The organism is Vibrio gigantis (genome assembly GCF_024347515.1).
Lineage (GTDB): Bacteria > Pseudomonadota > Gammaproteobacteria > Enterobacterales > Vibrionaceae > Vibrio > Vibrio gigantis.
Window position 1 is genome coordinate 2,575,466 of the sequence record NZ_AP025492.1, and the last position, 26,307, is coordinate 2,601,772.

The 26,307-nt window shown below is 44.9% G+C and carries 21 protein-coding genes and 1 pseudogene; 4 read left to right on the top strand and 18 right to left on the bottom strand.

The annotated features are described in order from the left end of the window. Positions 1–73 precede the first annotated feature (73 nt). Complete coding sequence (gene aqpZ, locus OCV56_RS11340; protein ID WP_086713005.1) at positions 74–763, top strand: aquaporin Z; 690 nt, start codon at positions 74–76, stop codon at positions 761–763. An 83-nt stretch (positions 764–846) separates the two neighbouring features. Here the strand turns inward: aqpZ and recR are convergent, their stop codons facing one another. From recR to OCV56_RS11375, 7 genes are all read right to left on the bottom strand, one after another. After that, positions 847–1,446 (bottom strand): recombination mediator RecR, encoded by a 600-nt coding sequence (gene recR / locus OCV56_RS11345; protein ID WP_019823189.1) that lies wholly within the window; start codon positions 1,444–1,446, stop codon positions 847–849. Between the two features lie 77 nt (positions 1,447–1,523). After that, positions 1,524–1,853 (bottom strand): YbaB/EbfC family nucleoid-associated protein, encoded by a 330-nt coding sequence (locus OCV56_RS11350; protein WP_017062338.1) that lies wholly within the window; start codon positions 1,851–1,853, stop codon positions 1,524–1,526. A gap of 150 nt (positions 1,854–2,003) precedes the next feature. Then, a complete protein-coding gene (gene dnaX, locus OCV56_RS11355) occupies positions 2,004–4,232 on the bottom strand; it encodes a DNA polymerase III subunit gamma/tau (RefSeq protein ID WP_086713006.1) in 2,229 nt (742 codons plus the stop codon). Positions 4,233–4,250: 18 nt separating this feature from the next. Further along, complete coding sequence (apt, locus tag OCV56_RS11360; protein ID WP_086713007.1) at positions 4,251–4,796, bottom strand: adenine phosphoribosyltransferase; 546 nt, start codon at positions 4,794–4,796, stop codon at positions 4,251–4,253. Between the two features lie 161 nt (positions 4,797–4,957). After that, a complete protein-coding gene (locus tag OCV56_RS11365; RefSeq protein WP_086713008.1) occupies positions 4,958–5,329 on the bottom strand; it encodes a YbaN family protein in 372 nt (123 codons plus the stop codon). Between the two features lie 74 nt (positions 5,330–5,403). After that, entirely contained in the window at positions 5,404–5,541 is a 138-nt protein-coding gene (locus tag OCV56_RS11370; protein WP_017067606.1) for a hypothetical protein, read from the bottom strand. 148 nt (positions 5,542–5,689) lie between these two features. Then, on the bottom strand, positions 5,690–6,793 hold the full coding sequence (locus OCV56_RS11375) for a response regulator (RefSeq protein ID WP_086713009.1): 1,104 nt from the start codon (positions 6,791–6,793) through the stop codon (positions 5,690–5,692). Between the two features lie 228 nt (positions 6,794–7,021). Here OCV56_RS11375 and OCV56_RS11380 point away from each other — a divergent pair, with 228 nt between their 5' ends. Then, a complete protein-coding gene (locus OCV56_RS11380; RefSeq protein WP_086713010.1) occupies positions 7,022–7,897 on the top strand; it encodes a LysR family transcriptional regulator in 876 nt (291 codons plus the stop codon). A 103-nt stretch (positions 7,898–8,000) separates the two neighbouring features. Here the strand turns inward: OCV56_RS11380 and purF are convergent, their stop codons facing one another. The 9 genes from purF to OCV56_RS11425 all read right to left on the bottom strand — a co-directional run bounded on the left by purF (position 8,001) and on the right by OCV56_RS11425 (position 21,646). Continuing rightward, positions 8,001–9,515, bottom strand: a complete 1,515-nt coding sequence (purF, locus tag OCV56_RS11385; RefSeq protein WP_086713011.1) for an amidophosphoribosyltransferase — start codon at positions 9,513–9,515, stop codon at positions 8,001–8,003. Between the two features lie 34 nt (positions 9,516–9,549). Next, positions 9,550–10,041 carry a CvpA family protein gene (locus OCV56_RS11390; protein ID WP_009848678.1) on the bottom strand — a complete coding sequence of 164 codons (492 nt, stop codon included), beginning with the start codon at positions 10,039–10,041 and terminating at the stop codon, positions 9,550–9,552. A 61-nt stretch (positions 10,042–10,102) separates the two neighbouring features. Further along, positions 10,103–10,675 (bottom strand): SPOR domain-containing protein, encoded by a 573-nt coding sequence (locus tag OCV56_RS11395; protein ID WP_086713012.1) that lies wholly within the window; start codon positions 10,673–10,675, stop codon positions 10,103–10,105. Further along, positions 10,676–11,938 (bottom strand): bifunctional tetrahydrofolate synthase/dihydrofolate synthase, encoded by a 1,263-nt coding sequence (gene folC, locus OCV56_RS11400; protein WP_086713013.1) that lies wholly within the window; start codon positions 11,936–11,938, stop codon positions 10,676–10,678. Between the two features lie 42 nt (positions 11,939–11,980). Then, a complete protein-coding gene (gene accD / locus OCV56_RS11405) occupies positions 11,981–12,907 on the bottom strand; it encodes an acetyl-CoA carboxylase, carboxyltransferase subunit beta (protein WP_010436898.1) in 927 nt (308 codons plus the stop codon). 176 nt (positions 12,908–13,083) lie between these two features. Further along, entirely contained in the window at positions 13,084–13,878 is a 795-nt protein-coding gene (gene truA, locus OCV56_RS11410; protein WP_004734161.1) for a tRNA pseudouridine(38-40) synthase TruA, read from the bottom strand. 145 nt (positions 13,879–14,023) lie between these two features. Further along, entirely contained in the window at positions 14,024–19,279 is a 5,256-nt protein-coding gene (locus OCV56_RS11415; RefSeq protein ID WP_150330752.1) for a FimV/HubP family polar landmark protein, read from the bottom strand. Positions 19,280–19,486: 207 nt separating this feature from the next. After that, a complete protein-coding gene (locus tag OCV56_RS11420; RefSeq protein ID WP_010436890.1) occupies positions 19,487–20,500 on the bottom strand; it encodes an aspartate-semialdehyde dehydrogenase in 1,014 nt (337 codons plus the stop codon). 12 nt (positions 20,501–20,512) lie between these two features. Further along, on the bottom strand, positions 20,513–21,646 hold the full coding sequence (locus OCV56_RS11425) for a 4-phosphoerythronate dehydrogenase (RefSeq protein ID WP_086715364.1): 1,134 nt from the start codon (positions 21,644–21,646) through the stop codon (positions 20,513–20,515). Between the two features lie 86 nt (positions 21,647–21,732). Here OCV56_RS11425 and OCV56_RS26115 point away from each other — a divergent pair. Then, positions 21,733–22,023 (top strand): annotated as a pseudogene (locus tag OCV56_RS26115) (hypothetical protein). A 79-nt stretch (positions 22,024–22,102) separates the two neighbouring features. Here OCV56_RS26115 and fabB read toward each other — a convergent pair. Then, the gene (gene fabB / locus OCV56_RS11430) at positions 22,103–23,314 is read right to left on the bottom strand and encodes a beta-ketoacyl-ACP synthase I (protein ID WP_048660829.1); all 1,212 of its coding nucleotides are present in this window, start codon (positions 23,312–23,314) and stop codon (positions 22,103–22,105) included. Between the two features lie 56 nt (positions 23,315–23,370). On the opposite strand from fabB, the gene mnmC reads away from it, so the two are divergent. Further along, positions 23,371–25,521: a bifunctional tRNA (5-methylaminomethyl-2-thiouridine)(34)-methyltransferase MnmD/FAD-dependent 5-carboxymethylaminomethyl-2-thiouridine(34) oxidoreductase MnmC gene (gene mnmC, locus OCV56_RS11435; protein ID WP_086715366.1), complete on the top strand. Its 2,151-nt coding sequence runs from the start codon at positions 23,371–23,373 to the stop codon at positions 25,519–25,521. Positions 25,522–25,667: 146 nt separating this feature from the next. Here the strand turns inward: mnmC and OCV56_RS11440 are convergent, their stop codons facing one another. Next, positions 25,668–26,189 carry an NADPH-dependent FMN reductase gene (locus OCV56_RS11440; protein ID WP_086715368.1) on the bottom strand — a complete coding sequence of 174 codons (522 nt, stop codon included), beginning with the start codon at positions 26,187–26,189 and terminating at the stop codon, positions 25,668–25,670. Between the last annotated feature and the right edge of the window lie 118 nt (positions 26,190–26,307).

Below are 26,307 nucleotides of genomic sequence, written 5' to 3' on the forward strand. Positions count from 1 at the left end.
ATGCTCAAGATTTCACAATTCTGCGAAATCTAAACTATCTTGTTGATACTGGTACAGATTAATAAGGATCGTTATGAATAGGTATATCGCAGAAATGTTTGGTACATTTTGGTTGGTATTAGGTGGTTGTGGTAGTGCTGTCTTAGCAGCCGCTTTTCCCGATGTCGGTATTGGCTTGCTCGGGGTCTCTCTTGCCTTTGGTTTAACCGTGCTCACCATGGCTTTTGCTATCGGGCATATATCCGGTTGTCACCTCAACCCTGCTGTTACTATCGGCCTTTGGAGTGGCGGACGCTTTGATGCCAAAGATGTCGCACCTTATATTATTGCCCAAGTAATTGGCGGTATTATCGCAGGTGGTGTGTTATTTGTGATTGCTTCAGGCCAAGCTGGCTTTGATGCTGCGGCGTCTGGTTTTGCTTCCAATGGTTATGGAGAACACTCACCGGGCGGTTACTCGCTCACAGCGGCTCTCGTTTGTGAAGTGGTCGTGACCATGGTGTTCCTATTCGTGATCATGGGCGCGACTGATTCAAAAGCACCTACTGGGTTTGCACCTATCGCGATTGGCCTCTGTTTAACCTTGATTCATCTTATCAGTATCCCTGTAACGAACACTTCTGTGAACCCAGCTCGAAGTACTGGAGTAGCAGTATTTGTCGGTGATTGGGCTGTTTCGCAACTATGGCTATTCTGGGTTGCACCGATTATCGGTGCCGTGATTGGCGCGATGATCTACAAAGCAGTGAGAGGTTCAGATTAAGCTCAGAGAAGTGTTTTGAAACAGAAACCTTTGAGAACCATAAAAGAAAAAGCCGCTCAGTGATAATTCACCAAGCGGCTTTTTTAGATCTTATGACGACCGAGTAAGGAGTGCGAAAGCGTGGTGCCATCCACCAGCTCTAGCTCACCACCAACGGGAACACCATGAGCGATACGGCTTGCGTTCACTTCATGGGCATTACATAGCTCAGCAATGTAGTGCGCTGTTGCTTCCCCTTCAACTGTCGGGTTGGTCGCTAGGATTACTTCAGAGATATCACCACGACGCAGACGGTAGTCCAAAACATCGAGACCGATATCGCTTGGACCAATACCATCAAGTGGTGAAAGGTGACCCATAAGCACAAAGTAACGACCAGAATATTGGCCTGTTGCTTCGATAGCTGCAATATCTGCAGGGCTCTCTACTACACAGATTTGACCATTTTCCTGACGTTTAGGATTGGTACAAATGTGGCAGGTATCTTCTTCAGTAAAAGTACGACACTCATTACAGTGACCAATTTCGGTCATTGCTTGGCTAAGAGCCTCAGCCAGCTGTAGGCCGCCTTTTCTATCGCGCTGTAACAAATGAAAGGCCATACGCTGCGCCGACTTGGGGCCAACCCCAGGTAGACAACGTAAGGCCTCCATCAAATGCTCCAGCATATGACTGGTACGCATATTTAACCGTTCTAATTTTCAAGTAACGATTTACTCAAGATAAACCGCAGCTTGAATAAACCCTTAGAAGTAGTTTCTTAGAAAGGCATCTTCATACCTGGTGGAAGTTGCATTCCGCCAGTTACGCTAGCCATTTTCTCTTTTTGAGTTTCTTCAACGCGACGAGCCGCATCGTTGAAAGCAGCAGCGATAAGATCTTCAAGCATCTCTTTATCGTCTTCCATTAGGCTTTCATCGATATCAACACGGCGAACGCTGTGGCTACCAGTGATCGTTACTTTTACAAGGCCAGCACCTGACTCACCTGTAACTTCCATATTTGCGATTTCTTCTTGAAGCTTTTGCATGCGCTCTTGCATTTGCTGGGCTTGCTTCATCATGTTGCCCATACCGCCTTTACCAAACATGTTAATACTCTCTGGTCTAATTGGTTTATTAAAATTAATTAAGCTATAGGAGCTTAAATGGGGGTTAAACTGTGTGATTCAACCCCTCGATGTTCAGTTCTCAGATTTGCTTATCTGGGATGATACGTCGGTCACTCAACGAGAAACACTCTAGATAGGGCGAACACTGTCTCTGTCGAGCTCTGCAGCAAAACGCCTTTCAATAAACTGTACGTTGGCATCGTTTTCCAAAGCGGTAAACGCGTCTTTCAACTTACCTTGATACAATCTTTCTCGTAACTCTAGTGGCGTTTCTCCACCATCACCGATTTCAACACTCAAATGGTACTCTTCTCCAAGCACAGTATTGAGTGACTGCAATAGCTCACTCTGCGCACGGTCCGTATTCAAGTGAGCTTGGCTCGCTCTTAACGTTAGGGTGATTGATGTGTCGTTTTTAGCAAACACTGAGTTCAACGCTAACTGTTCAACAAGCTTGGCTGTCTCTAGCTTTTGAATCGTGGCGGACCATTCATCTTGAGCAATCGACTCTTGAAGCAATTTATCGACCATTTCTGGTGTCTTAATATGCTCTAACGCGCGCTTGATCTGAGTAGGTGTAAGCTCTTTATTCACCTCTTTTACTACAGGTTTAGACGGTTTCCAGCGATAAGGTTCATTATCATTGGTTACATTTTCTGTCGAAGAGGCTGATAAAGAAGCTGGCGACACCCGCTCAGAACCACCGTGTTGCTGAGCAACTCGATCAAGAACTGAAGTTTTAGCTGGTGTCGCTTTAGCCTTTTTTGGCGCTGATCCTTTGTTTTCTGCGGCACTGCCTCTGCGTTGAGAACGCAATTGGTGGCGTAAACCACTGACAGGCGAAGCCGGACGTTCTGATTGTCCTTGCGGAGCAGTCGAAGCAGGTGGCGCTGAAGGTGCAGCGTTTTGTGGCTGAGCTGGAGCTTGATTCTGATAATTCGCTTGTTGAGGCTGTTCTGCACCGTAGCTAGGACGTTCGTCATAAGCCGGTGGCGCATCATACTGACTGTGCGGGTAATCCTGCTCAGGATAACCTTGGTTGCCAGAATGGTCAGCGTAACCTTGCGAATCTGAATACTGTGCTGGATTCTGCTGCGGAGCCTGTTGTACTGGTTGCTGCTGCATAGCTTGCTGTTGAGGCACCTGTTGTTGCATCTGCGGCTGTCTCGGAGCTGCCATTGGCGCAGGTTGACTCACAGGTTGAGCAACGTTCTGAGTCGGTGCGACAACAGGAGTTGTCGACTGAGTAGAGATAGCCGTTGCTACATTTTGCTCTGCAGGTCTAAATGCCAACATACGTAAAACCACCATCTCAACACCAACACGAGCGGTTGGCGATAATGGTAAATCTTCGCGACCTTTCAGCACTATCTGGTAATAAAGCTGAATATCTTGTGGGCTTAATGCTTTGCTAAGCAGTTCAAGCTTCTCTGCGTCAGGCTGAGCTTTGTCTAAGGTAGACGGCAACGCTTGATACATAGCTAGACGATGCAATTGAGCTGCAAGCTGATTCAACAAACCATCCCACTCTACGCCATTCTCAGCAAGGCTTTGGATACACGCCATCGCTTGTTGCGGCTGCTTACTGCTAATCGCTTCAAGTAAGTGGATAGCTTGGTCGGTATCTAGCGTCCCAAGCATGTGGGCAACAGTGTCTGTTACTACATTGCCGTTACCTAAAGCGATAGCTTGGTCAGTGAGGCTTAACGCATCACGCATACTACCGTCAGCAGCATGAGCGATCATTCCAAGCGCACGAGACTCAGACGTTACATTCTCTTGTTCAAGAATATGGTCGAGCTGCTCGTGAATATTATCAACGCTGATCGGCTTAAGGTGGAACTGCAGACAACGCGACAAGATAGTCACTGGCAGCTTTTGCGGATCAGTCGTTGCGAGCAAAAATTTCACATACTCAGGCGGCTCTTCTAGCGTCTTTAGAAGTGCGTTGAAACTGTGCCTAGAAAGCATGTGTACTTCATCGATAAGGTAAACCTTAAAGCGACCACGCGCTGGCTTGTACTGAACATTGTCCAGAAGCTCACGGGTATCTTCTACCTTGGTACGTGATGCCGCATCGATCTCTAATAGGTCAACAAAGCGACCTTCATCGATTTCTTTACAAGTTGCACATTCACCACAGGGGGTTGAAGTAATGCCTGTTTCACAGTTGAGTCCCTTAGCAAACAAACGGCCGATAGTCGTTTTACCGACACCGCGCGTTCCGCTAAATAGGTAAGCATGGTGCAACCTATTTTGGCTAAGGGCATTCTCTAATGCTGTTAAAACATGGGCTTGACCAACCACTTCTTTGAATTTGGTTGGTCGCCATTTTCGCGCTAACGCAAGATAGCTCATGAATAATTCCGAAAAGGATTAGTGACCGTCGAATTCGCAGATGCTAAACACTTCTAGACCTAAGCCTTGTAAGCGCTTGTCACCACCGATTTCTGGAAGATTAATAACAAATGCAGCGTGTTCTACCACACCACCAAGTTGACGAATCAACTTTGTTGTTGCTTCAATCGTACCGCCCGTTGCTAGCAAATCATCAACCATCAAGACTTTATCGCCTTCAACGATAGCGTCAGTATGGATTTCTAGCGTATCTGTACCGTACTCAAGCTCATAAGATTGTGCCACAGTTTCACGAGGCAGCTTGCCCGGTTTACGAACAGGGATAAAACCAACACCCAGCTCTAGTGCCAAAGGCGCACCAAATAAGAAACCACGAGCTTCGGTACCAACGATCTTAGTAAAGCCCATGTCCTTATATGTATCCGCTAACAGGTCGATAGTCGCTTTGTAAGCTGCTGGGTCTTCCATCAAGCTTGTTACGTCACGGAACAAAATACCCGCTTTAGGGTAATCAGGAATGCTTTTGATGCTTGCTTTGATCAGAGAGATTTTTTCTGTGTTCATAATCTTATGCACTTCATTAGGCCGCTTTCCAAACTCTCGTTAACGAATCAAACATCAACGCTTGGAATTAAGGAAAGGTACGATTGGTATTCATTGCAACGAGAGTCATAACTCTGATTGCTGAAATAATAAACGCCCGCTATACAAGCAGGCACACTGGCTTAATGGTAGTGATTTTCTTTGCTGTCAGCAACCAACTCATGGGTTGGAAGCCGCATAAACCATGTGAGAAGAATAACAAGTACGCAAATTAGGAAAACCTTGACCCAAATGATGGGGGCAAAGTAGATGGATAACGCGAAACTCAACAAGATAAAGAATACGCCACGGGTTTTAACTTGTTTGGTGACGGCACCGTGTTGGTACCAATTGTTCAACAAAGGACCCAACGTTTTATGTTCATGCATCCATTTGTGAACTTTCGGATTGCTTCGCATGAAGCAAGCGCTAGCAAGAAGGAGAAAAGGAGTGGTTGGCAGAACGGGCAAAACTATCCCTAGAACTGCGAGAAAGATACAAAGGCCACCAGCAATATTGAGGCTTAAAACTCGAACGCTAATTGTGGCCTCCTTGAGTTAGCTATCACCAGTCGGCGACGACAGCGTAACTAGAATGTTGCGTAACCATTGAATACACGGATCAACGTAAGCGTTGCAGGTAGTAATGGAATCATTAAAAATGCGGCTAAAAATCCTAAAAAGTAGAATACATTAAACGGGTCTTGAAAGTCTTTGTTATCTGCCATGATTGCTTCTTGTTTTTGTTAGTAAAGGTAAGTATCCGGCGAACCAAACCCGCTTTGCTAAATAGACATTTAACAAAAAAGGCATAGCCACACCATTTGCGCAACTATACCTTAATCAATTATTCACAAAAACCGAGGAAATATAGGGTTAATCAGTAGACCCTTGGTGTATGTCTAAACTAAAACTTGCCGATCCAAGCAAGCTCAACGAAAGTTGGCAGCCCTTTTCAATCGGAAGATCTCTTGTAATAAAGTTCTTCTTACAGTTCTCACCCAAGCGTTCGCCCGCTGCAATATGTTGATTCAATTCACCATTCGACCATTGCCCATCTAAGCCCGCAGGCAAAATGGATATGGTTCCCTCAGCGAGGTTAGCAACACCAAACAGAGCATTAACAGGGGTGGAGCATTTCGAGCAACGTATCCCCTTTTCTAAGATTTCAGCAATATCTTTGAGATCAACATTAAAATCTTTTCTGTTTCTTATGTAATCGTGGAACAACGCTCTCACCAACAGTGTTGTCGCGGAGCCACCATTATCTGAAGAGGATGAATCGACAAGGTAAAAAGCAAACTGCCCGTTCATCATCCACGCATAATCAAAAACAAGTGGCATCATCTCTGTGGATTGCAATAAACGGTAACTGCAGCGCCAAGAACCTTGTCGTGTATCTTTTTCTGGAAGCAGCGCATGCAGTAAGTCTTTTGCTGCGCTTGGATTATCTTGAAGGTAATTCAGGTGCCAATGCAATTCCTGGTCTTCAGGGATCTCTCCCCCATCATCCACACAGAACCACTGGCTTGAAAAATCTCGTTGGTCTGAAATGTTATCAAACGAATCTGTCAGTGTGTTCGCAATCGCACTTCCTAAGTGGCTGTGATCCTCTAAAGGTTTCGCTAAAAAATCCTTAATGCCAAATCGCAATGCTTTCGCTACATCAGACATATCATCAGTGCCGGACACAACGATCATAGGCAATGATGGGTACTCTAAACTGAGCTCTTCCACAAGCTCTATGCCATCAAGTATCGGCATTGATAAGTCACACACAATTAAATCTGGCGCTGAGTCTCTAAGCTTTTGCAGTGCGTCCAGTCCATTTTCAGCCTCAACCACTTTATAACCGACCTTATCTAGGTACGCGCTGGTTATACGGCGAAAAATAGGATCATCATCAACCAACATCACGCATTTTTGGTTAATCACTTCCTGAGCCGAGGTCATTACTGGCTGACTGTGAGTTTTGTACATAATCTATAACCTCACAAAACTAAGTCGAATTATTATTGTTATCTGTTCTAAGAACTAATATAAAACTTAGTAATAAAATGCTAAATACACAAATTTGCACTCTTTACTGGTAATTCGTGACGAGGGTTGGAATACTTGTAAATAGTGCAACGAGTTGACGTAACGCAAACATTGATCTCACTGTTACGTATAAATTAGATGAGATTGTAAACAAATGTGTCTGGATTTATGAAATTAGATGATTTAAACCTCTTTCGACTCGTCGTTGAAAATGGGAGCTACACCGCAACATCGCGCAAGACTATGATTCCGGTTGCGACCATCACACGACGCATCCAAGCCTTAGAAGATTCTTTGAACCTTAGGCTTCTCAATAGACACGCGCGTAAACTTTCTTTAACAGAGGCAGGCGAACGTTTCTTCAATGAATGCTCTCCGCTATTGCAGCGTCTCTCTTCTACTGCAGAAGAGTTAACTGACGTGTGCAAAGGTGCTTCCGGTAAAATTCGTATTACGGCACCCTCCAACCTGACCAAGCGCATGATGATGCCAATGTTCAGCGATTTCATGACTCAATACCCTGATATCAATATTGAGCTGATGATGAACAACCAAGCGGATCAGCTGGATCCAACTGAGTGGGACGTAATTTTCCGTGTCGGCCCACAGCGTGATTCAAGCTTAATCGCTCGAAAAATCAGTGAAGTAAAAGATATTCTTATCGCCAGCCCTGAGTATTTAGTGAAGAACCCAGCACCAAGCCATGCTGAAGAGCTAGCGAACCATTCGCTGCTCAAAGGCTACCCGCTGATTAAGTGGCAGCTGAGTAATTCGAATGAAGAGACGGTGGTGAATAGTGAAAAAGGCCGTTTCAATGCCAATGCGCTTAATGTTGTGAGACAAGCGTGTTCTGAAGGCCTAGGAATCACCCTAATGCCTGATGTGATGATTCGTGAATACATCGAAGATGGCAGCTTGGTACAGGTCTTAGAAGACTGGAGCGCTAACCCTCGTGATATTTACATGCTTTATAACCACAAAGACCACCTACCAGAGAAAGTTAGATTGTTTATTGATTTTGTGATCGCATACCACATTCATTAATGATCAATCCCCTTCTCCACAAACAAAAAAACCAGAGCATCTGCTCTGGTTTTTTATATTCTGTATCGCTAGCACTAATGAATCATTGCTAGCGTAACGCTAACTAAGCGCCTTCGTTGTGTAATTCTAAGTTAGCGAGGTCTTGTTGAATCTCTCGCTGAACCTTTGAGTCATCATTACGCAAAGAGTCGAGGAAATCGAGGTAAGCTTGGTCGATATCGCCTGTTACATACTCGCCGTTAAATACAGATGTATCAAAACGAGAAATGTCTTGGTTACCCATGCCCACTGCAGAAATCAGGTCTGGTAGTGTTTGGAAAATCAATGCGTCCGCACCAATCTGCTTACAGATCGTTTCGTTATCACGACCATGAGCAATCAGCTCTGTCGCGCTCGGCATATCAATGCCGTAAACGTTAGGGAAGCGAACCTCTGGAGCTGCTGAAACCATGAAAACCTTGTTTGCGCCAGAATCACGAGCCATCTCAATGATCTGCTCTGATGTTGTGCCGCGAACGATAGAATCGTCAACCAGTAGAACGTTCTTACCTTTAAACTCAGAGCGGATTGCGTTGAGCTTACGGCGAACCGATTTCTTGCGCTGTTGCTGGCCTGGCATGATGAACGTACGTCCAACATAACGGTTTTTTACGAAACCTTGACGGTATGGCTTATTGATCGCTTGAGCGATGCGTAGCGCAATATCATTCGATGTTTCAGGGATTGGGATAACCACATCAATATCTAAGTCTGCGTACTCTTCTTTAATACGCTTACCTAGCATCTCACCCATTTCAACGCGTGCGCTGTAAACCGAAATTTTGTCGATGAATGAATCTGGGCGTGCAAAGTATACAAACTCAAAGATGCATGGGTTTAGTTGTGGGTTGTCTGCACATTGTTTAGTGAAAAGTTCACCGTCGAACGTTGCGTAGATAGCTTCACCCGGTGCTACGTCGCGCATGAAGTCGAAACCAACAGCATCAAGTGCTACCGATTCAGATGCAACCATGTACTCTGTTTTACCATTAACTTCACGCTTGCCAAGACACAATGGACGAATACCATGTGGGTCACGGAATGCGATCATACCGTGGCCGATGATCATCGCGGTTACGGCGTAAGCGCCACGAATAGTACGATGCACGTTTGCCACAGCGCGGAAAACGTCATCTGAAGTCACGTTACCTTTAACAATATCGATCTCATGAGCCAATACGTTCAGTAGAACTTCGGAATCAGAGGTTGTATTTACATGACGACGGTCTTTTTCGAACAACTTCTCACGAACTTCGTTAGCGTTCGTCAGGTTACCGTTGTGCGCCAACGTAATGCCAAAAGGAGAGTTTACGTAGAAAGGCTGAGCTTCAGACGCACTTGAACTACCCGCAGTAGGATAACGAACATGGCCAATACCAACTTCACCTTGTAGGCGCTGCATGTGTTTGGCTTCAAAAACATCTTTTACTAAACCGTTCGCCTTACGCAGACGGAAACGATTGCTTTCTATGGTACAAATACCAGCGGCATCTTGGCCACGATGCTGCAATACCGTTAAAGCGTCATAAATAGACTGGTTTACAGGTGTTGAACCCACGATTCCAACAATACCACACATGTCCTAATCCTCGATTTTTCGACATTAACTGGCGCTAGAGCGCGCCAGATAAGAAACTAGATGTTGCTTGTAAATGCTCGAAGAACGGCGCAATGATTCGACTAAACTCCGGAACCAACTGCGAATTCTTCCACCACTCAGAACTTGGGAATGCAGTAAACGCATCCATGAAAAACAACACTGCAGAAACAATCAAAACACCACGTAAGCCACCAAAGACGACACCGAGGATTCTGTCTGTACCTGACAGGCCTGTTTTCTGAACTAGCTGACCGATGACATAGTTAACTAAGGCACCAACAACTAACGTTGCAACAAACAATGCTGCTATCGCAGTTCCGTTTCGAAACATCTCATCTTCGATATTGGTGAAGTACATCGCTAATTTAGCGTAGTACTGGCTAGCAATGAAAAATGCTCCAAACCAAATTACGAGTGACAAGGCTTCTTTAGCGAAACCACGAACTAAACTGATCACGGCAGAGAAGCCGATCACGCCTAAAATGACAAAATCTAACCAATTCATGAATTCTTCATCTTAAGTTGGCGCGCATTTTAACAGAAAAAATGCTGACGCAAACGTTTTCTTATGGATTTAGCGGTTTAAATTTGAGCAATTGGCCTTTTGAACCCGTAATTTTTTCTAATTCCTTAATTTGTCGCTCAAGTTTGGATTTAGACACATCCGGGCCAATAATTACTCGCGTAAAAGTTTTTTCTTGCTTGGTGTGAGCTTGGTAACCACGCTTTTGCAAATCCTTAACCACGCTTTTTGCGTTGTCAGCATTCTTTAAAGCCATCAATTGAATGATCCAAGCGCTGTCTTGGTATTCATTTTTTTCTGGTACCGGCTTAACCACCACTGCCACTTTGTCTGCTTCTTTTTCAGAAACCGACGCCGTTTGCGTATCTGAATTATCATCAACGCCACTTTCGACCACTCGCTCAACCGGAGAGTCCGGTAGTGCGATCTGATCTTCAACGGGATCGAGCACTTCAAACACTTCAACATTACTATCAAGCTCTGGCTTAATCGGAATGCTTGCAAACTCTTCTTTATAGTGGAGCTTCTTACCATCGAGCACATCTGGCAATACTATCACGCCAATGGCCACTAAAATGATGGTGCCGACTAATCGGCTTTGGAATTTACTTGCCATTTAGTTTCCTTTTTTCTGCCAATGCTCCAAGACTTCGCCTACGGTATGGAAAGAACCGACCACCAACACAACATCGTCGCCTTGAACAGAAGCTAAAGCCGCTTCAAACGCTGCGACAGGGGTTGAATACTGCTCTACGCCTTGAGGTAGGCTTTTACACAATTCAGCCGCTGTTGCCGCGCGTGGGCCTTGCAATGAAGCTGGATACCAATGTGTTGTGATGGGCGCTAATACTTCCAATGTCGCTGGAATATCTTTGTCATGAAGCATAGCGACTACAACGTGTAAACTTTTGCCTGAGTATTTCTTCGTTACTTGCTGTGCAAAGTACTCGGCTGAATGTGGGTTGTGTGCCACATCAAGAACAATCACGGGTTGATCGCTAATTTGCTGCATACGCCCAGGAAGCTGTGCGTTCTTCATACCATTAACGACATTCACATCACTGATGCTAAGTTCTGATGTACCTAATGCCATCAACGCGGTTGCTGCGTTCGGTAGCGGGAGGCTTGGAATAGGTAGAGATTCTAATTGGAATGCACCGCTGTGCCAGTTCCACGTATCACCATCCACATCATAAGTGTATTGAATACCAACCTGGTAAAACTCAGCCTTAATATCATCAGCGTGCGCTGCAACCGTAGCCGGGGGCTTAGGTTGACCGCAGATAGCTGGCTTACCACTACGATAAATACCCGCTTTCTCGAAGCCAATCACATTAATATCATCGCCAAGCCAATCAACGTGGTCGACAGCCAAGCTCGTAATTACAGATACGTCATGATCAACGATATTCGTTGCATCTAAACGACCGCCTAACCCCACTTCCAATAGCACGACATCTACCGCTTCCGTTTGAAATGCACGTAACGCCGCTAAGGTGCCGTATTCGAAAAAGCTAAGACTGATTTCGCCACGCTCTTTCTCAATGAAATCGAAAGACTGAACCATCTTCTCATCAGAGAGATCTTGGCCATTGATACGAACACGTTCGTTATAGCGAATCAAGTGAGGAGAGCTGTAGACACCGACAGAGTAACCAGCATCCAATAGAATCGCTTCCATCAGGGCACACGTTGAGCCTTTGCCATTGGTTCCGGCAACAGTAATGACGTGTTGAGCAGGTTTGGTGAGGTTTGCCTTAGAGGCGACGGCCTGAACTCGGTCTAATCCAAGATCAATAGCGCTGGTGTGGATGTTTGATAAATAATCAAGCCACATCTCCAAAGAGGATGTGGCTTGAGGAATAGGTTGTTGACTCATCTAACTCATAACCATAATAAAGTTGGTTTGTTAGAAGGTACTTTACCCTTTTTCTGGCGCTTCTGGTACTTCATAAGTAGCTTCATTCGGTGAATCGTTCACAGAAACTACTAATGGTGAAGGCTGGTTGGTCATTTTAGCAACAAGGCTTGCAACGCGCTGACGCATCTCACGACGGTCAACAATCATGTCGATAGCACCGTGGTCTAATAGGAACTCACTGCGTTGGAAACCTTCAGGAAGGTCTTCACGTACAGTTTGTTCGATTACACGACGTCCAGCAAAACCGATCAGTGCTTTTGGTTCACCAATGTTGATATCGCCAAGCATTGCCAAACTTGCAGAAACACCACCCATTGTTGGATCAGTCATTACTGAAACAAACGGTAGGCCTTTTGCAGATAAACGCTCTAGAGCAGCACTGGTTTTCGCCATTTGCATTAGAGACATAAGAGCCTCTTGCATACGCGCACCACCACTTGCAGAGAAACAAACTAAACCACAGTTGTTTTCAATCGCAGCATCAACCGCTTTCACAAAACGAGCACCTACAACAGAACCCATTGAGCCGCCCATGAATGAGAATTCAAAAGCACACGCAACGATAGGTAAACCAAGCAGTTCGCCTTTCATTGCAACTAGTGCATCTGTCTCACCACTGTTCTTTTGAGCAGCAGAGATACGTTCTTTGTAACGCTTAGAATCTTTAAATTTCAGCTTATCTTGTGGCTCAAGATCAGTGCCTAGTTCAACACGCTCACCTTTGTCTAGGAATGTATCTAGACGGCGACGTGCTTTCATGCGCATGTGATGGTCACATTTCGGACATACTTCTAGGTTACGCTCTAGTTCAGCATGGTACAGAACCTGCTCACAAGAAGTACATTTAGTCCAAACACCCTCAGGGATAGACGCTTTACGAGATGTTACGATGTTGCTTTTTTCTAAAATCTTTTCAAGCCAACTCATGGAAGACCTTTTTGTTTCGATTCTTCCGCTTGATTGCGAAAGAAATAAATTTGGGAATTATGCGTGGGAATTAAAGCACATAAAACAGCGACTGTAGATAAAAAACTGGTTGTACCTATTTTCTGGGACTATCTTACGCACTAAACCGTAATAATTTTTGAACCTAAGTCTCACATTTAGTTCAAATTATCCGGCAAAAATAGAGGACCGATTGGCTCTCGTGGTAGCTCAAAATGTTCTGGATAATCAACATCCACCAGATACAAACCTTCCGCTTTTGCGGTTGCGCCGGCTACTTTTCGATCTTTAGCTTCTAAAAGCCACTGGATCCACTCTGGTTTCTGCTCACCTTTACCTACGGCAATAAGGCTACCAGTGATATTCCTCACCATGTGGTGAACAAACGCATTCGCTTTAATATCGATCACAATGTAGTGTCCATGGCGAGTCACGTTCAAGTGAATCATGTTTCTCCATGGGCTACGAGATTGACAATGTGTTGCCCTGAACGAAGTAAAGTCATTCTCACCAAGTAAGTACTGACCTGCTTCGTGCATTTTTTTCTCATCAAGATGACCATGATAATGGCTCACGCCTGAATTCAAAATGCCAGGGCGCAGTGCATGGTTAAAGATAATGTAACGATAACGGCGAGCAGTAGCAGAGAAACGAGCATGGAAATCCTCATTCACTTCTGTCGCCCAACGAACCGCAATATCTTTTGGCATATTGGCATTCGCGCCCATTGTCCATGCCACCATTTTACGATCGACATTAGTTTCAAAGTGAACGACTTGTCCCGTACCGTGAACACCTGCATCTGTACGACCTGCGCACATAACTTCTACAGGATGATTCGCGACAACTGAAAGAGCCTTTTCCAATTCTTCTTGGACACTTTTCACGTCTCGTTGGCGCTGCCAACCAAAGTAGTGGGTACCGTTATATTCAATACCTAAAGCAATTTTCATGTTCTTGTTCTCTTTGAAAATGGGCGAGAAGTATATACGGAAATGAGTGCTAGCCCAAATAGGAAGGAGCTAAATCTATAATATTAGAAGAACGACTCACCAAAAATAAAGGGTAGCCAATGCTACCCTTTATATCTCGTTCAGTTTATCGACCGTTTAACGTATCAATAAGATTCTTGGCCTCGCGGCGAATGTCATCGCTTCCGTCAACTATCGCCTCCTCAAGAAGCTTAATAGCCCCTTGCGAATCGCTCATCTCGATATAGATTTTGGCTAAATCAAGCTTACCTGCAGCCTCTGCATTGCTATCAACATCATAGTTGCCAATATCACCGATAACGTCTGGGAATTCATTTAGGCCAACATCCAGCTTCAATTCTTCGTCATCGGGATTAATAACGTCTTCACCTTCTTGCTCTACTTGAGCCATCAGTTCATCAATCGTCATATATTGCTTATCGCGACTGTTATCTGATTCGGTTAGATTGTCTTGTTGAGCCCAATTCTCTTGCTTGATTTTAGGTTCAGCTTGCTGTTCTGCCGACGCCCAAATCTCTTGTTGATCATCAGGAACATCATTGTGCATGCTCGATTGTTGCTCTGGAGCTAAATTAAAACCTTTCCAATCTTCACCACCGACTTCAAGCATCGCATCAATGTCTAGCCCTGCACTATCAATCGATGTTGCATCCAATGGCTTATCGAACATGTTGTCGACAGAGTCTTGAACATCTTCAGAAAGCAACTCAGCCAATGCTGTTTCATCGAAATCATCAAAACCTTCTAGTGGCTCGTCTTGAACCGCTGTAGGCGCTGAGTTTTGCTCTGAAGCCGCGCTCAGTGATTCTTCTGGCTGCGTAAAGCCAGCCAATTCAGACTCTTCTACATCCGAGAAATCATCAGAATGACTGAAGCTTTGCGGGTTTGAGAACAAATCGTGTAACGCATCTTGCTCTTCGCCTTGTGGGCTGAAAGATGTCAATGGTGTCAACTTCTCTGCAAATGCATCAGAGATCGCTTCGTCTTCACCATATTCAGGCAAATCAAACTCATCAAACTCTACGCCTTCATCTTCTGCTACTGGCTCAGCACTGCTTTGCTCAATATCATCTAAGACAGAGTCGGCTTTTGCACTTTCTTCATCGTATTCAGGAAGGTCACGGTCATCGAATTCGAACTTCTCAGTGCCATCAGATAAGTCTTGCTCTAACTGCGCTTCATCCGGTTCACTCACCACTTCAGCTAATGCATCTTCTTCACCGAACTCTGGCAGCTCAAAGTCATCAAACGAGAGCTCTTCTTCGCTTTCTGGTTTCGCAGTTTCAGTCTGTGGTGCTGCTTCAGATTGAGGCTCAACGGTTGGTTGAGAGTCAATAGCTGGCGTTACGGGTTCTGGTGTTGATTCAGCATCAGCTTCCGCTAATGCATCTTCTTCGCCAAACTCTGGCAAATCAAAGTCGTCAAACGAGAACTCTTCTTCGCTGTCCTGTGTGGTAGTTTCAACTTGCGGTGCCGATTCTGCTTGAGGCTCAGCATCCAGTTGAGAGTCAACCATAGGAGCAACTTGCTCTGGTATTACTTCAGCATCAGCTTCCGCTAATGCATCTTCTTCGCCAAACTCTGGCAAATCAAAGTCGTCAAACGAGAACTCTTCTTCGCTGTCCTGTGTGGTAGCTTCAACTTGCGGTGCCGATTCTGCTTGAGGCTCAGCATCCAGTTGAGAGTCAACCATAGGAGCAACTTGCTCTGGTATTACTTCACCATCAGCTTCTGCCAATGCGTCTTCTTCATTAAACTCTGGCAACTCGAAGTCATCAAACGAGAACTCTTCTTCGCTGTCTTGTGTGGTAGCTTCAACTTGCAGTGCCGATTCAGCTTGAGGCTCAGCATCCAGTTGAGAGTCAACCATAGGAGCAACTTGCTCTGGTATTACTTCAACATCGGCTTCTGCCAATGCGTCTTCTTCATTAAACTCTGGCAACTCGAAGTCATCAAACGAGAGCTCTTCTTTGCTGTCTGGCGTGGCAGCTTCAACTTGCGGTGCCGATTCAGCTTGAGGCTCAGCGTCTAATTGAGAGTCAACAGTAGGAGCAACGGGCTCTGGTGTTACTTCAGCTTCAAACAATGTTTCTTGTGCAGATGCCTCGTCTTCAATCAGCCAATCATCGTCTTGTGGTACGCCAAATTCATTCGGAATGATCTCTGGCATATTTGCAGCTCGAACTGGCTCTGGCTCTGGCTCTGGCTCTGGCTCTGGCTCTGGCTCTGGCTCTGGCTCTGGCTCTGGCTCTGGCTCTGGCTCTGGCTCTGGCAAGGATTCAACGACATCTTCAAACTGATCGCTACCTTGGATTTTCGGTTCAAAGTCAAAATCAGAGACAACGTTCGCAGGTGACTCTACATCTTCGATGGCTTCAGCTAGCCAGTCTTCAACCGTCTCTTCATCATCCTCAGAGATATCATTTAAAGACGATGGCGAAGCTTGATCTTCAAAACTAGCAGCGATGTCTTGATGCTGATCTTGTACGTCGGCTTCTTTCGGTTCTGATTCTAGTGACGCAGTTTCTTCTTGAACTCGCTCTTCAAAAGCTGGTTTGTCAAAATCAGAATTCTCAGATAACAGCGAGTCGATATCCAGTTCATCATCTTCGGCCGATGATGCGGCTTCTTCCGGTGATACTTCTTTGCTGTCTGAAAGAGACACTTGCTCTGGTTCAACAGCATTTTCAATTGATGGTTCAGCAGGCTCTTCTGTCGCTGGCAACAAATCATTGTCATCAGAAGTCATCAACTCATCAATCAACGCTTCGTCTGTTGTTTCTAGCGAGTCATCAAGCAAAGCATCCGTTGCCGGTGCGACACCGAACAAATCATCGATAAAGTCATCACGATTAAAGGCATCATCATTTTCGGGTTTAACGTCAGGACTGTCTTGAATCACTTCCGAATCTAACGGTTCATCAGTAACGACTTCAGGTTGTGGTGTTTCACTAATATCCAACGCTTGCTCAGGCTCAACTTCGGATGTTTCTGAGGTTAACGGAGTAAGCTCAACGTCTGAATCCTTTACAGGCTCATCGTTGGTGTTGTCAAAACCAAAGGCTGCGTCTAACTCTTTATCAAACACCTGCTCTTCAGATTCAAGCTCGTCTTCAATACCACTTGTCAGTAAGTCATCAAACGGGTCTAAAGATTCTGATTTTGATGCATTCGTCGAAAGCTCATCACCTGACAATTCACTATCAAGTAAATCATCCAGTAAGTCGGTACTTTCAGCGTCAAGTTCGAAATCATCATCAGAGTCACCTATCAATTCATCCAACGTTTCCGTGCTGTCTTCTGCGATGGTTAGGTCATCATCGGTCGATAAACCAGAAATCTCTTCAAGTTCAGATAAGGAATCAAAACCTAAAGGCTCACTTTCAGACCCATCATCCGATTCATCTTCCAACATTTCATCAAGAAGTTCTGTCGAGTTACTTAGATCTACATCATCGCCAGCCAATTGCTCATCAAGTAGGTCAACGCTGTCTTGAGGTTCTTCATCTACAATTGGCTTATCGAACTGAGACAGAATATTTTCAATATCATCATCAGACGCCAAACCACTGTTTAGGTTAGTGGCAATTTCATCATCGCTATCGAGGTTAAACGAATCATTCGCTTGATCGTTCTGAGCGGCAACCTGCGCAAAGATGTCATCAATATCATCATTTGCTGTCGGCGCCGCTGGCTCAGGATTCTGCTGTTCGGAAATTAGAGCATCAATATCAAAGTCGTCAGAGCTCAAATCAGCCGGTTTAATATCGCTTTGTTGCTCTGAGATCAGCGCATCAATATCAAAATCATCGCTTGCAGGTGTTTCAGTGCTAGAAGGCGAATCACTTTGCTCTTCCGAAATCAGAGCGTCAATATCGAAGCTATCATCATCTTCGTCATCAAGAGCAAACAGATCATCTAACAAAGATTGGTCTAATTCGTTGGAACCGAGATCTTCAGTTTCAGACTCTTGAGATAGTAAAGCTTCAATGTCATCAGCAGACATTGCGTTATCATCAGAAAGATCAAAATCGACCTCATCAGTATCGCTTGCGGTTTCCGCTGTTTTGTCTAGTGCACGCTCCATCTCTTCAAGACCAAGCGCCTTCTCTTCACCATTGACACTGATACCGTTGCTGCTGTCTAAATCTAAATCGTCGAAGTTCGTATCTAAATCACCGTTTTCACCAATGCTGGCAAACGGATCATCGTCTTCACCATCTAGATTGAAATCGAGATCAGATTCATCTAAACCGGCAAAGACATCGTCGTCTTCTTCAGCTAACGCTTGATCGTCAAACAACTTGTTGGCTTCATCTTCCGTACCAAACAAGTCATCGTCTAAAGACAGCTCGTTAAGGTCGTCCATCTCGTCGCCCAATGCAATAGGCGCAACGCTGCTTGGTTCTGGCTGAATCGGCTGTTCTTGAGCAGCTTGCTGTTGCTCATCATTTTTAGAACGACGGCCTAACAGCATCACAATGATCAAACCAAGTAGCAGACCTGGAATAATCGCAAGAGCCGCTACTAACCAACCATTCGATAGCAGTTCGTCCATGGCACTTGGTGCCATTTTTTCAATTTCGGCATTCTTTCTGCGCTCTTCATCAAGCAGCTTTTCCACTTCGCTACGAATGCGGTCTTCATCACTGAGCTCAGTTTTAAGCTCATCAACTTCTGATTGAACATTCGATAACATCAAACGAAGTTGGTGATTTTTCTCTTCAAGTGACAAGAGTTCAGTTTCTGAAAGCTCTAGCTGCTTCTCTAACTTGTTCATCTCTTGAGTTGGAGCGGATTGAGCTAGAGAAGATTGAGTTGAAGACAATGGACTTTTGGCGGTTTCAGCAGTGCTTACTGACTTGGTAGGTGCCACATTTTTTGTATCAGAACTCAACGCTTTTGGTTTTGAAGCGACAGGCTTACTCGCAGGGGCATCAAGCTTAGCAAGGTGCGAGTTCATGATGTTGATGGCTTGCTGCGTCGAGCTTGCACGTGCTTGCTCTAAAGAAGGCACACGTAAATTACTGGCTGGCAACAGGCTATGGATATTTTGGTTTTCAAACGCTTGTGGGTTTAAGCGATAAATAGCCAACAGGGTTTGTTGGACGGAAACGGAGTTATCAGGGCGTAACTTTGAAGCAATAGACCACAATGTTTCTGAGCCACGAGTTGGACCATAGAAACGTGAAGGCTCAGCGCTGGTTGATTGCGCTCTTTGAAGAGGTTCTGAAAACGTAGGCGCTGATTGTATCTGGCCATCAGGCCCAACAACTCGAATGGAATCTGCACGAACAACGGAAATCTGAGTCGCAATGATAAAGGCAAAAGGCATTAACCACGGCTTGAAAATTTGAAACATAAAAGGCTCAGCTAGGTGCTTAAATTCGGAAAAGTGATGATCTATTAAATATATCGGATAAATGACGTAAAACTATAGAGATGAAAACAAAAAATGTGTTGCAGCAACAATATTCGCAGCAATTTCACACAATTTGACTAACAATATTTTCAATCGATTAAAAAAGCCCCACTAAAGAGTGAGGCTTGTTTATCAAAGCAGTAAAGCTTAGAAGTAATCGCGAATCAGAACTTCAGCGATTTGTACTGCGTTTGTCGCTGCGCCTTTACGAACGTTATCAGCTACAACCCACATGTTCACGCCGCTGTGATGGCTGATGTCGTTACGAATACGGCCAACCATTACGTGATCTTTACCGCCTGCATCACGAACTTGAGTCGGGAAATCTAGCGCTTGGAATACTTCAACGCCTTCTGTGTTTTCTAAAAGCTGAACCACTTGCTCAGCACCGATTGGTGCACGAGTTTCAATGTGTAGAGATTCTGCGTGACCGTAGAATACTGGTACGCGAACACAAGTCGGGTTCACCGTGATTGAAGAATCAGCAAAGATTTTTTGAGTTTCCCAAACCATCTTCATCTCTTCACGCGTGTAGCCATTCTCTGTAAATTCATCGATTTGAGGAATACAGTTAAACGCGATCTGTTGTGAGAATGCTGAATTTTCAGCTGGCATACCATTAAGAAGCTTAGCCGTTTGACCAGCTAGCTCATCGATACCAGGCTTACCTGCACCAGACACAGATTGGTAAGTGGAAACGTTAATACGCTCAAGACCCACTTCATCGTGAATTGGCTTAAGTGCTACTACCATCTGAATAGTAGAACAATTAGGGTTTGCGATGATGTTACGGTTACGGAACTCAGCAATCGCTTCAGGGTTCACTTCAGGCACAACCAGAGGAACATCGTACTCGTAACGGAAACGGGATGTGTTATCGATAACAACCACACCTTCATCCGCAGCGATTGGAGCCCAACGCTCTGAAAGTTCGCTACCTGCAGAGAAAAACGCAATATGTACTTGAGACCAATCGAAGTCTTCTACGTTTTGTACTTGTATTGTTTTGCCGTTAAAACGGGAAGTTTTGCCTTCACTACGTTCACTTGCTAGTAAGTGCAGTTCACCGACAGGGAATTTACGCTCTTTAAGTACTTCAAGAATGGTTTCACCAACCGCACCAGTCGCACCTAAAATAGCAATATTAAATTCTTGGCTCATTGTTTCTCTCTTTTATAAAGTTGGCTTTACCATAAAACCGAGTTTAGATAACGGCGTTAAATTACAAGATTCGTCGCCCGTTAACTCGACTGCACTGTACTCTCTGCGGTCCCAATATTCTTTACGCATCTTGTCAAAAGAACCCGGCGTAGCGATATTGCGACGGAATAAGGCGTCGTCTTTGCGCACATCATAGATCAACTGAGTCAAATTGTGCAGTGTTGCTTCATCCCAAGCTCTATCTAATTTCATTTGAGGCACGGGAGCCGTCGGCAGAAGATCGCTTGCATAAGCACGCTGTTCCTTACCTAAAAACTCACAATAGCTGTTGAAGATCATCGTCGTACCGCGCGCTTTGCCCTCTAAACCGTAGCCCGCTACGTGAGGCGTTGCAAAAGCGAGTAGCGGAAGCAACTCAAAATCGACTTCAGGTTCAAATTCAAATACATCAAGAACCGCAGTAAAACCGTCGGCTTTTAGCAAGCGAGCTTTTAGCGCCTGGTTATCAACCACAGGACCACGAGCTGCATTAATCAAGATTTGATCAGCACGTAAGTTGCTAAGCACTTGCTCATTGATCAAATGATGGGTTGGGAACTCACCCGTCTTAGTGATTGGTGTATGCAGCGTGATAACGTCAGATTGCTCAAGTAGAGTCTCAAGTTCCGTAAATTCGCGAGTATCACCTTCTTGCTGTTTTAGAGGGTCGTTTAGCAGAACTTTAATACCGATACCTTCTAGGCATTTCGCTAGGTAGCTGCCCACTTGACCACAACCGATAATACCGACCGTTTTGTCAAAAACCGAGAAGCCTTGTTGCTGCGCAAGCACCATCATTGAACTGAACACATACTCAGCTACACCTACCTTGTTACAGCCTGGTGCCGCGGTAAAGAAAATCCCACGCTCTTTCATCAGCTCTTGGTCGACGTGATCCATACCAGCCGTCGCAGTACCAACAAACTTCAGTTTATTAGCTTTGCTGATCAACGACTCGTTCACCTTGGTGACTGAGCGAATCATTAATGCGTCTACGTCAACTAGGTCGTCAGCAGTGAGTGTGCGACCAGACTTCATTGTCACTTCCCCTAGCTGGCTAAAAAGCGCTTCAGCATAAGGCATATTTTCGTCGATTAAGATTTTCATTTGGCGAGTACTTTTGTTGAGGTCTATCGACCTAAATGTGAATTGAAATGATTGTGCAAAATTCCACACACGGTGTCGAGTAGCAAATGGAATACATTATGAATAAAGGGCTGAATCGCCGAGTCTGCGCAAACAACAGACATAAGAGTCCACGCAAAAAATCAAAAGACTAAAACGAAAAATGCCCGATTGAATAAACAATCGGGCAAACATCCAGAACAAAAGGATCCTATCTCGCTCTCCAGGAGACAGAGTCTTGCGTCTGTTCAACCAGTAGTAACTAAATCACTACTGATCAAGCTCTGGAAACCTTTCAACTTTTAAACCGAGATTTAAAACCCATGTTTAAAAAGCTTTGTTCTGTGGTTCATGATTAACGAGTTACCTGTGCGTGTTGAATCGACACTCGCGTAACCCTTTAATGACTAACCTTTATATATCTAACTCAAGCCTGAATTAAGCTTGGTACTTTTTGATGACTAGCGTTGCGTTCGTACCGCCGAAACCAAAGCTGTTAGACATAACCGTTGTTAGCTCTTGTTCACGAGCTTCAGTTACGATGTCTAGGCCAGCAGCTGCTTCGTCTAGGTTAGAAACGTTAATGCTTGGAGCGATAAAGCCGTTGTCTAGCATTAGCGTTGAGTAAATCGCTTCATGTACACCAGCAGCACCTAGAGCGTGACCTGTCATCGCTTTAGTTGCAGAAATTGCTGGGCTGTTACCACCAAATACTTCTTGGATAGCACCAAGCTCTTTCACGTCACCAACTGGAGTTGAAGTACCGTGAGTGTTCACGTAGTCAACGCCATCAACGTTTTGCATAGCCATTTTCATACAACGAACCGCGCCTTCACCAGAAGGAGCAACCATGTCGTAGCCATCTGAAGTTGCGCCGTAACCTACGATCTCACCGTAGATCTTTGCGCCACGAGCAACTGCGTGCTCAAGCTCTTCGATTACTAGCATGCCGCCGCCACCAGAAATAACGAAACCGTCACGGTCTGCATCGTAAGTACGAGAAGCCAGTTCAGGAGTGTCGTTGTACTTAGTAGAAAGTGCGCCCATTGCGTCGAACATCATAGTCAGAGACCAATCAAGTTCTTCACCGCCACCAGCGAATACTACGTCTTGCTTACCAAGTTGGATAAGCTCCATTGCGTGACCGATACAGTGTGCAGATGTTGCACATGCAGAACTCATAGAGTAGTTCACACCACGGATTTTGAAAGGAGTTGCTAGACAAGCAGAAACCGTTGAAGCCATTGTACGTGGAACCATGTATGGACCAACACGCTTAACGCCTTTCTCACGGATGATGTCTACCGCGTTTACTTGGTTTAGAGATGAAGCACCACCCGAACCCGCAACGATACCCGTGCGGTCATTAGATACTTGATCTTCAGTTAAACCAGAATCAGCAATTGCTTGCTCCATTGAAAGATAAGCGAATGCCGCTGCATCACCCATAAAGCGCATTTTTTTGCGATCGATATGGTCAGCAGGGTTCATTTTTAGGTTACCCCATACTTGAGAGCGCAAGCCATTTTCCTTGAACTGCTCTGAAGCGGTAATACCAGATTTACCCTCTTTCAATGATGCTAAAACTTCTTCGACGTTGTTACCGATACTTGAAACAATACCCATACCGGTGATTACGACTCGTTTCATGTGACATTCCTATAATTCTAAATTCAGCTAGATGATAACTAAGAAGCCTAACAAAAGTGGTCAGCTTTCCTAGAAATTCGTACAATCCCTACCAACATATCGCTTCAAATCACAAAATGATAGATTTTATGACTTCAATTACGAATGCAGAACTGGAATGGAATGAGTCTGGCACGCCAGTTTCAGACCAATTTGACGACGTTTACTTCTCTAATGTTAACGGTTTAGAAGAAACTCGCTACGTCTTTTTAAAGCAAAACCACCTTCCAGAACGTTGGCTTGAGCATAAACAGCGCCGTTTTGTGATTGCCGAAACCGGCTTTGGCACAGGTTTGAACTTTCTTGCGGTTTGGCAATGGTTCGATGCTTTTATTAAAGATAACCCACAAGCGATGACTAGAGAGTTACATTTCATCAGTTTTGAAAAATATCCTTTAAATAAAGAGGATCTCATCAAAGCACATCAATCGTGGCCAGAATTAGCCGAGTATGCGACGCAACTCCAACAACACTACCCTATCGCTCTACCTGAGTGTCACCGTATTGTGTTGGGTGATGGCGCAATCACGCTTGATTTGTGGTTTGGCGATATTAAAGATTGCATGCCTAACGTACCAACCCCATATGAAGGTTTAGTCGATGCTTGGTTCTTAGATGGTTTTGCTCCAAGTAAGAACCCAGAGATGTGGAATCAAAACCTATTCAACGGCATGGCCAAGCTAGCTAAGCAAGATTGTAGCTGCGCCACTTTCACCGCTGCTGGCTTTGTTCGCCGTGGCTTAATTGAAGCTGGCTTTGAAATGAAAAAGGTCAAAGGCTTTGGTACTAAGCGAGAAATGATTGCCGGTCGACTTGGCGAGAAGCATCCTCATACCAACATCAAACCTTGGTACGGTCTATCAGAGCATAGTAACTCACAAGACATCGCAATCATCGGTGGTGGTGTTGCCAGTGCGGCGTTAGCCAAAACGCTGAGCCGTCGTGGTAAAAACATCGCACTTTATTGTGAGCATCCACAAGCTGCAGGCAATGCCTCCGGTAACAACCAAGGTGCGATTTACCCATTGTTGAGTGAAGCGACCTCGAACGTGTCTCGCGTGTTTGGCCCAGGGTTACTGTTTGCTCGACAATTTATTGATCAAGCGGCTCAGTCAATCCAATTCGATCACAGCTGGTGTGGCGTGAACATTTTGATGTGGGATGAAGGCTCCACTAAAAAGCTCAACCGCATGTTGGAAGGAAACTTCCACACCGACCTGATTCAGCGTTTAACGCCAGAGCAAGCAAATGAAAAGATCGGTTTGCCTGTTGATAAAGAGAGTGTCTACTTTCCTCTAGGTGGATGGTTAAGCCCACTTCAGCTGACTCAAGGTTTGATTGGCAAGTTAGAAGAGACCAACCAAGTCAGCACACACTATCAACATCAAGTGACTCAGTTAGAGTGGCTCGATAAAGAACAACAATGGTTGCTAACAATTGATACGCCGCAAGGTGAAGTTCGAGCAAAACATGACCAAGTGATTGTTGCGAACGGGCATAAGTTCACCCAATTTGAACAAACTCAACCCGTACCTCTTACTCCAGTTAAAGGCCAAGTGAGCCATATTCCAACCACGGAAAATCTCAGTAAGCTAAAAACCGTATTGTGTTTTGATGGCTATCTAACGCCGCATAACCCAAACAATGGACACCATTGCATTGGCGCAAACTACGACAAAACAAACATTGACCAAGAGTTTGATATTGCGGTTCAAAAGCACAATGGCGAGCGCCTTCATGGCTCACTGCCAGATCAAACATGGACAAAAGAGGTCGATACCAGTGGCAACCTAGCGCGCCAAGGCATTCGTAGCGTAAGCCGCGATCACCTTCCGTTTGTCGGCAACGTTGGCGACTTTGAAGCCATTAAAGAGCAGTACCAGAACCTGCATAACTTTAACCCTCAGCGTGACTCGGTTGAGGATGTTGAAACGGTAACAAGCTTCCCTAACCTATACTGTTTTATCGGTTTAGGCTCACGTGGCTTGAGCTCCGCGCCATTACTGGCTGAGGTTTTAGCATCACAAATTTGTGGAGATCCACTGCCTTTACCTGTCGATGTACTAGAAGCCATCCACCCCAGCAGAATGTGGGTTCGCAGACTACGTAAAGGTAAAGCATTAACCGCTGGCTGGGTTGCAGATAAACACTCAAAAACAAACCAGTAGTTTCTAGTTCAACTATTCTGAACATCTAAAACATCTGAATATTGGAAGTACCTGAAACTAAAAGCTAAAAAGCCCGAGCGACGTTATGTCCCTCGGGCTTTTTTTGATCGTGTGGTTCTAAACTGATGTTCTAAATTGAACGATGTTTACAGCTTAGCAACCGCATCTTTGATCTGCAGAGCAATCTCTTCGTTGCTGATAGAGCCGGACTCAAAGTCAAAGTTATCGTAGAAGCTTGGTACTGAAACTGACGCTTGTACGTTGCCACCGAAGTATGGCGCTGAACCTGTTGCTGCACCAAGTACCATTTGAGCACCACCAGGGCCCGGAGAAGTCGCTAGGTAAACCGCAGGCTTCTCGCCAAATACTGAGCGTTCAATACGTGTCGCCCAATCAAATAGGTTTTTGTACGCTGCAGGATAGTGACCGTTGTGTTCTGCAAACGAGATAACAAATGCGTCCGCTTCTGCTAGGTCACGCAAGAATGCTTGAGCGCCTTCCGCTTGGCCAATCTCTTTTTCAGTGTCTTCACTGAACATAGGAACATTGTAATCGTTGATGTCTAGGACTTTTACGTCAGCACCTTCAATCAAGTTTGCTGCGTAAGTTGCTAGTGTTTTGTTGATTGAGGTAGAGCTTGTGCTTGCGCCAAATGCGATAACTTTCATGATGTGACCTTTTCTGTAATTCCGTTAAGTGGGATTAGAATAACGTAGTCAGAAAATGTAACCATCACAAGAAATGAACGGACTCATTCAAAAATTTCGAACGAGTCTCAAATAACAA

Excerpts from the sequence above, each read along its gene's own strand:
- OCV56_RS11415 (WP_150330752.1), bottom strand. The coding sequence starts at position 19,279 with ATGTTTCAAATTTTCAAGCCGTGGTTAATGCCTTTTGCCTTTATCATT.
- dnaX (WP_086713006.1), bottom strand. The coding sequence starts at position 4,232 with ATGAGCTATCTTGCGTTAGCGCGAAAATGGCGACCAACCAAATTCAAA.
- OCV56_RS11380 (WP_086713010.1), top strand. The coding sequence starts at position 7,022 with ATGAAATTAGATGATTTAAACCTCTTTCGACTCGTCGTTGAAAATGGG.
- accD (WP_010436898.1), bottom strand. The coding sequence starts at position 12,907 with ATGAGTTGGCTTGAAAAGATTTTAGAAAAAAGCAACATCGTAACATCT.
- truA (WP_004734161.1), bottom strand. The coding sequence starts at position 13,878 with ATGAAAATTGCTTTAGGTATTGAATATAACGGTACCCACTACTTTGGT.
- folC (WP_086713013.1), bottom strand. The coding sequence starts at position 11,938 with ATGAGTCAACAACCTATTCCTCAAGCCACATCCTCTTTGGAGATGTGG.
- purF (WP_086713011.1), bottom strand. The coding sequence starts at position 9,515 with ATGTGTGGTATTGTTGGAATCGTGGGTTCAACACCTGTAAACCAGTCT.
- OCV56_RS11350 (WP_017062338.1), bottom strand. The coding sequence starts at position 1,853 with ATGTTTGGTAAAGGCGGTATGGGCAACATGATGAAGCAAGCCCAGCAA.
- apt (WP_086713007.1), bottom strand. The coding sequence starts at position 4,796 with ATGAACACAGAAAAAATCTCTCTGATCAAAGCAAGCATCAAAAGCATT.
- OCV56_RS11390 (WP_009848678.1), bottom strand. The coding sequence starts at position 10,041 with ATGAATTGGTTAGATTTTGTCATTTTAGGCGTGATCGGCTTCTCTGCC.
- OCV56_RS11425 (WP_086715364.1), bottom strand. The coding sequence starts at position 21,646 with ATGAAAATCTTAATCGACGAAAATATGCCTTATGCTGAAGCGCTTTTT.
- OCV56_RS11395 (WP_086713012.1), bottom strand. The coding sequence starts at position 10,675 with ATGGCAAGTAAATTCCAAAGCCGATTAGTCGGCACCATCATTTTAGTG.
- aqpZ (WP_086713005.1), top strand. The coding sequence starts at position 74 with ATGAATAGGTATATCGCAGAAATGTTTGGTACATTTTGGTTGGTATTA.
- OCV56_RS11440 (WP_086715368.1), bottom strand. The coding sequence starts at position 26,189 with ATGAAAGTTATCGCATTTGGCGCAAGCACAAGCTCTACCTCAATCAAC.
- recR (WP_019823189.1), bottom strand. The coding sequence starts at position 1,446 with ATGCGTACCAGTCATATGCTGGAGCATTTGATGGAGGCCTTACGTTGT.
- OCV56_RS11370 (WP_017067606.1), bottom strand. The coding sequence starts at position 5,541 with ATGGCAGATAACAAAGACTTTCAAGACCCGTTTAATGTATTCTACTTT.
- OCV56_RS11420 (WP_010436890.1), bottom strand. The coding sequence starts at position 20,500 with ATGAGCCAAGAATTTAATATTGCTATTTTAGGTGCGACTGGTGCGGTT.
- fabB (WP_048660829.1), bottom strand. The coding sequence starts at position 23,314 with ATGAAACGAGTCGTAATCACCGGTATGGGTATTGTTTCAAGTATCGGT.
- OCV56_RS11375 (WP_086713009.1), bottom strand. The coding sequence starts at position 6,793 with ATGTACAAAACTCACAGTCAGCCAGTAATGACCTCGGCTCAGGAAGTG.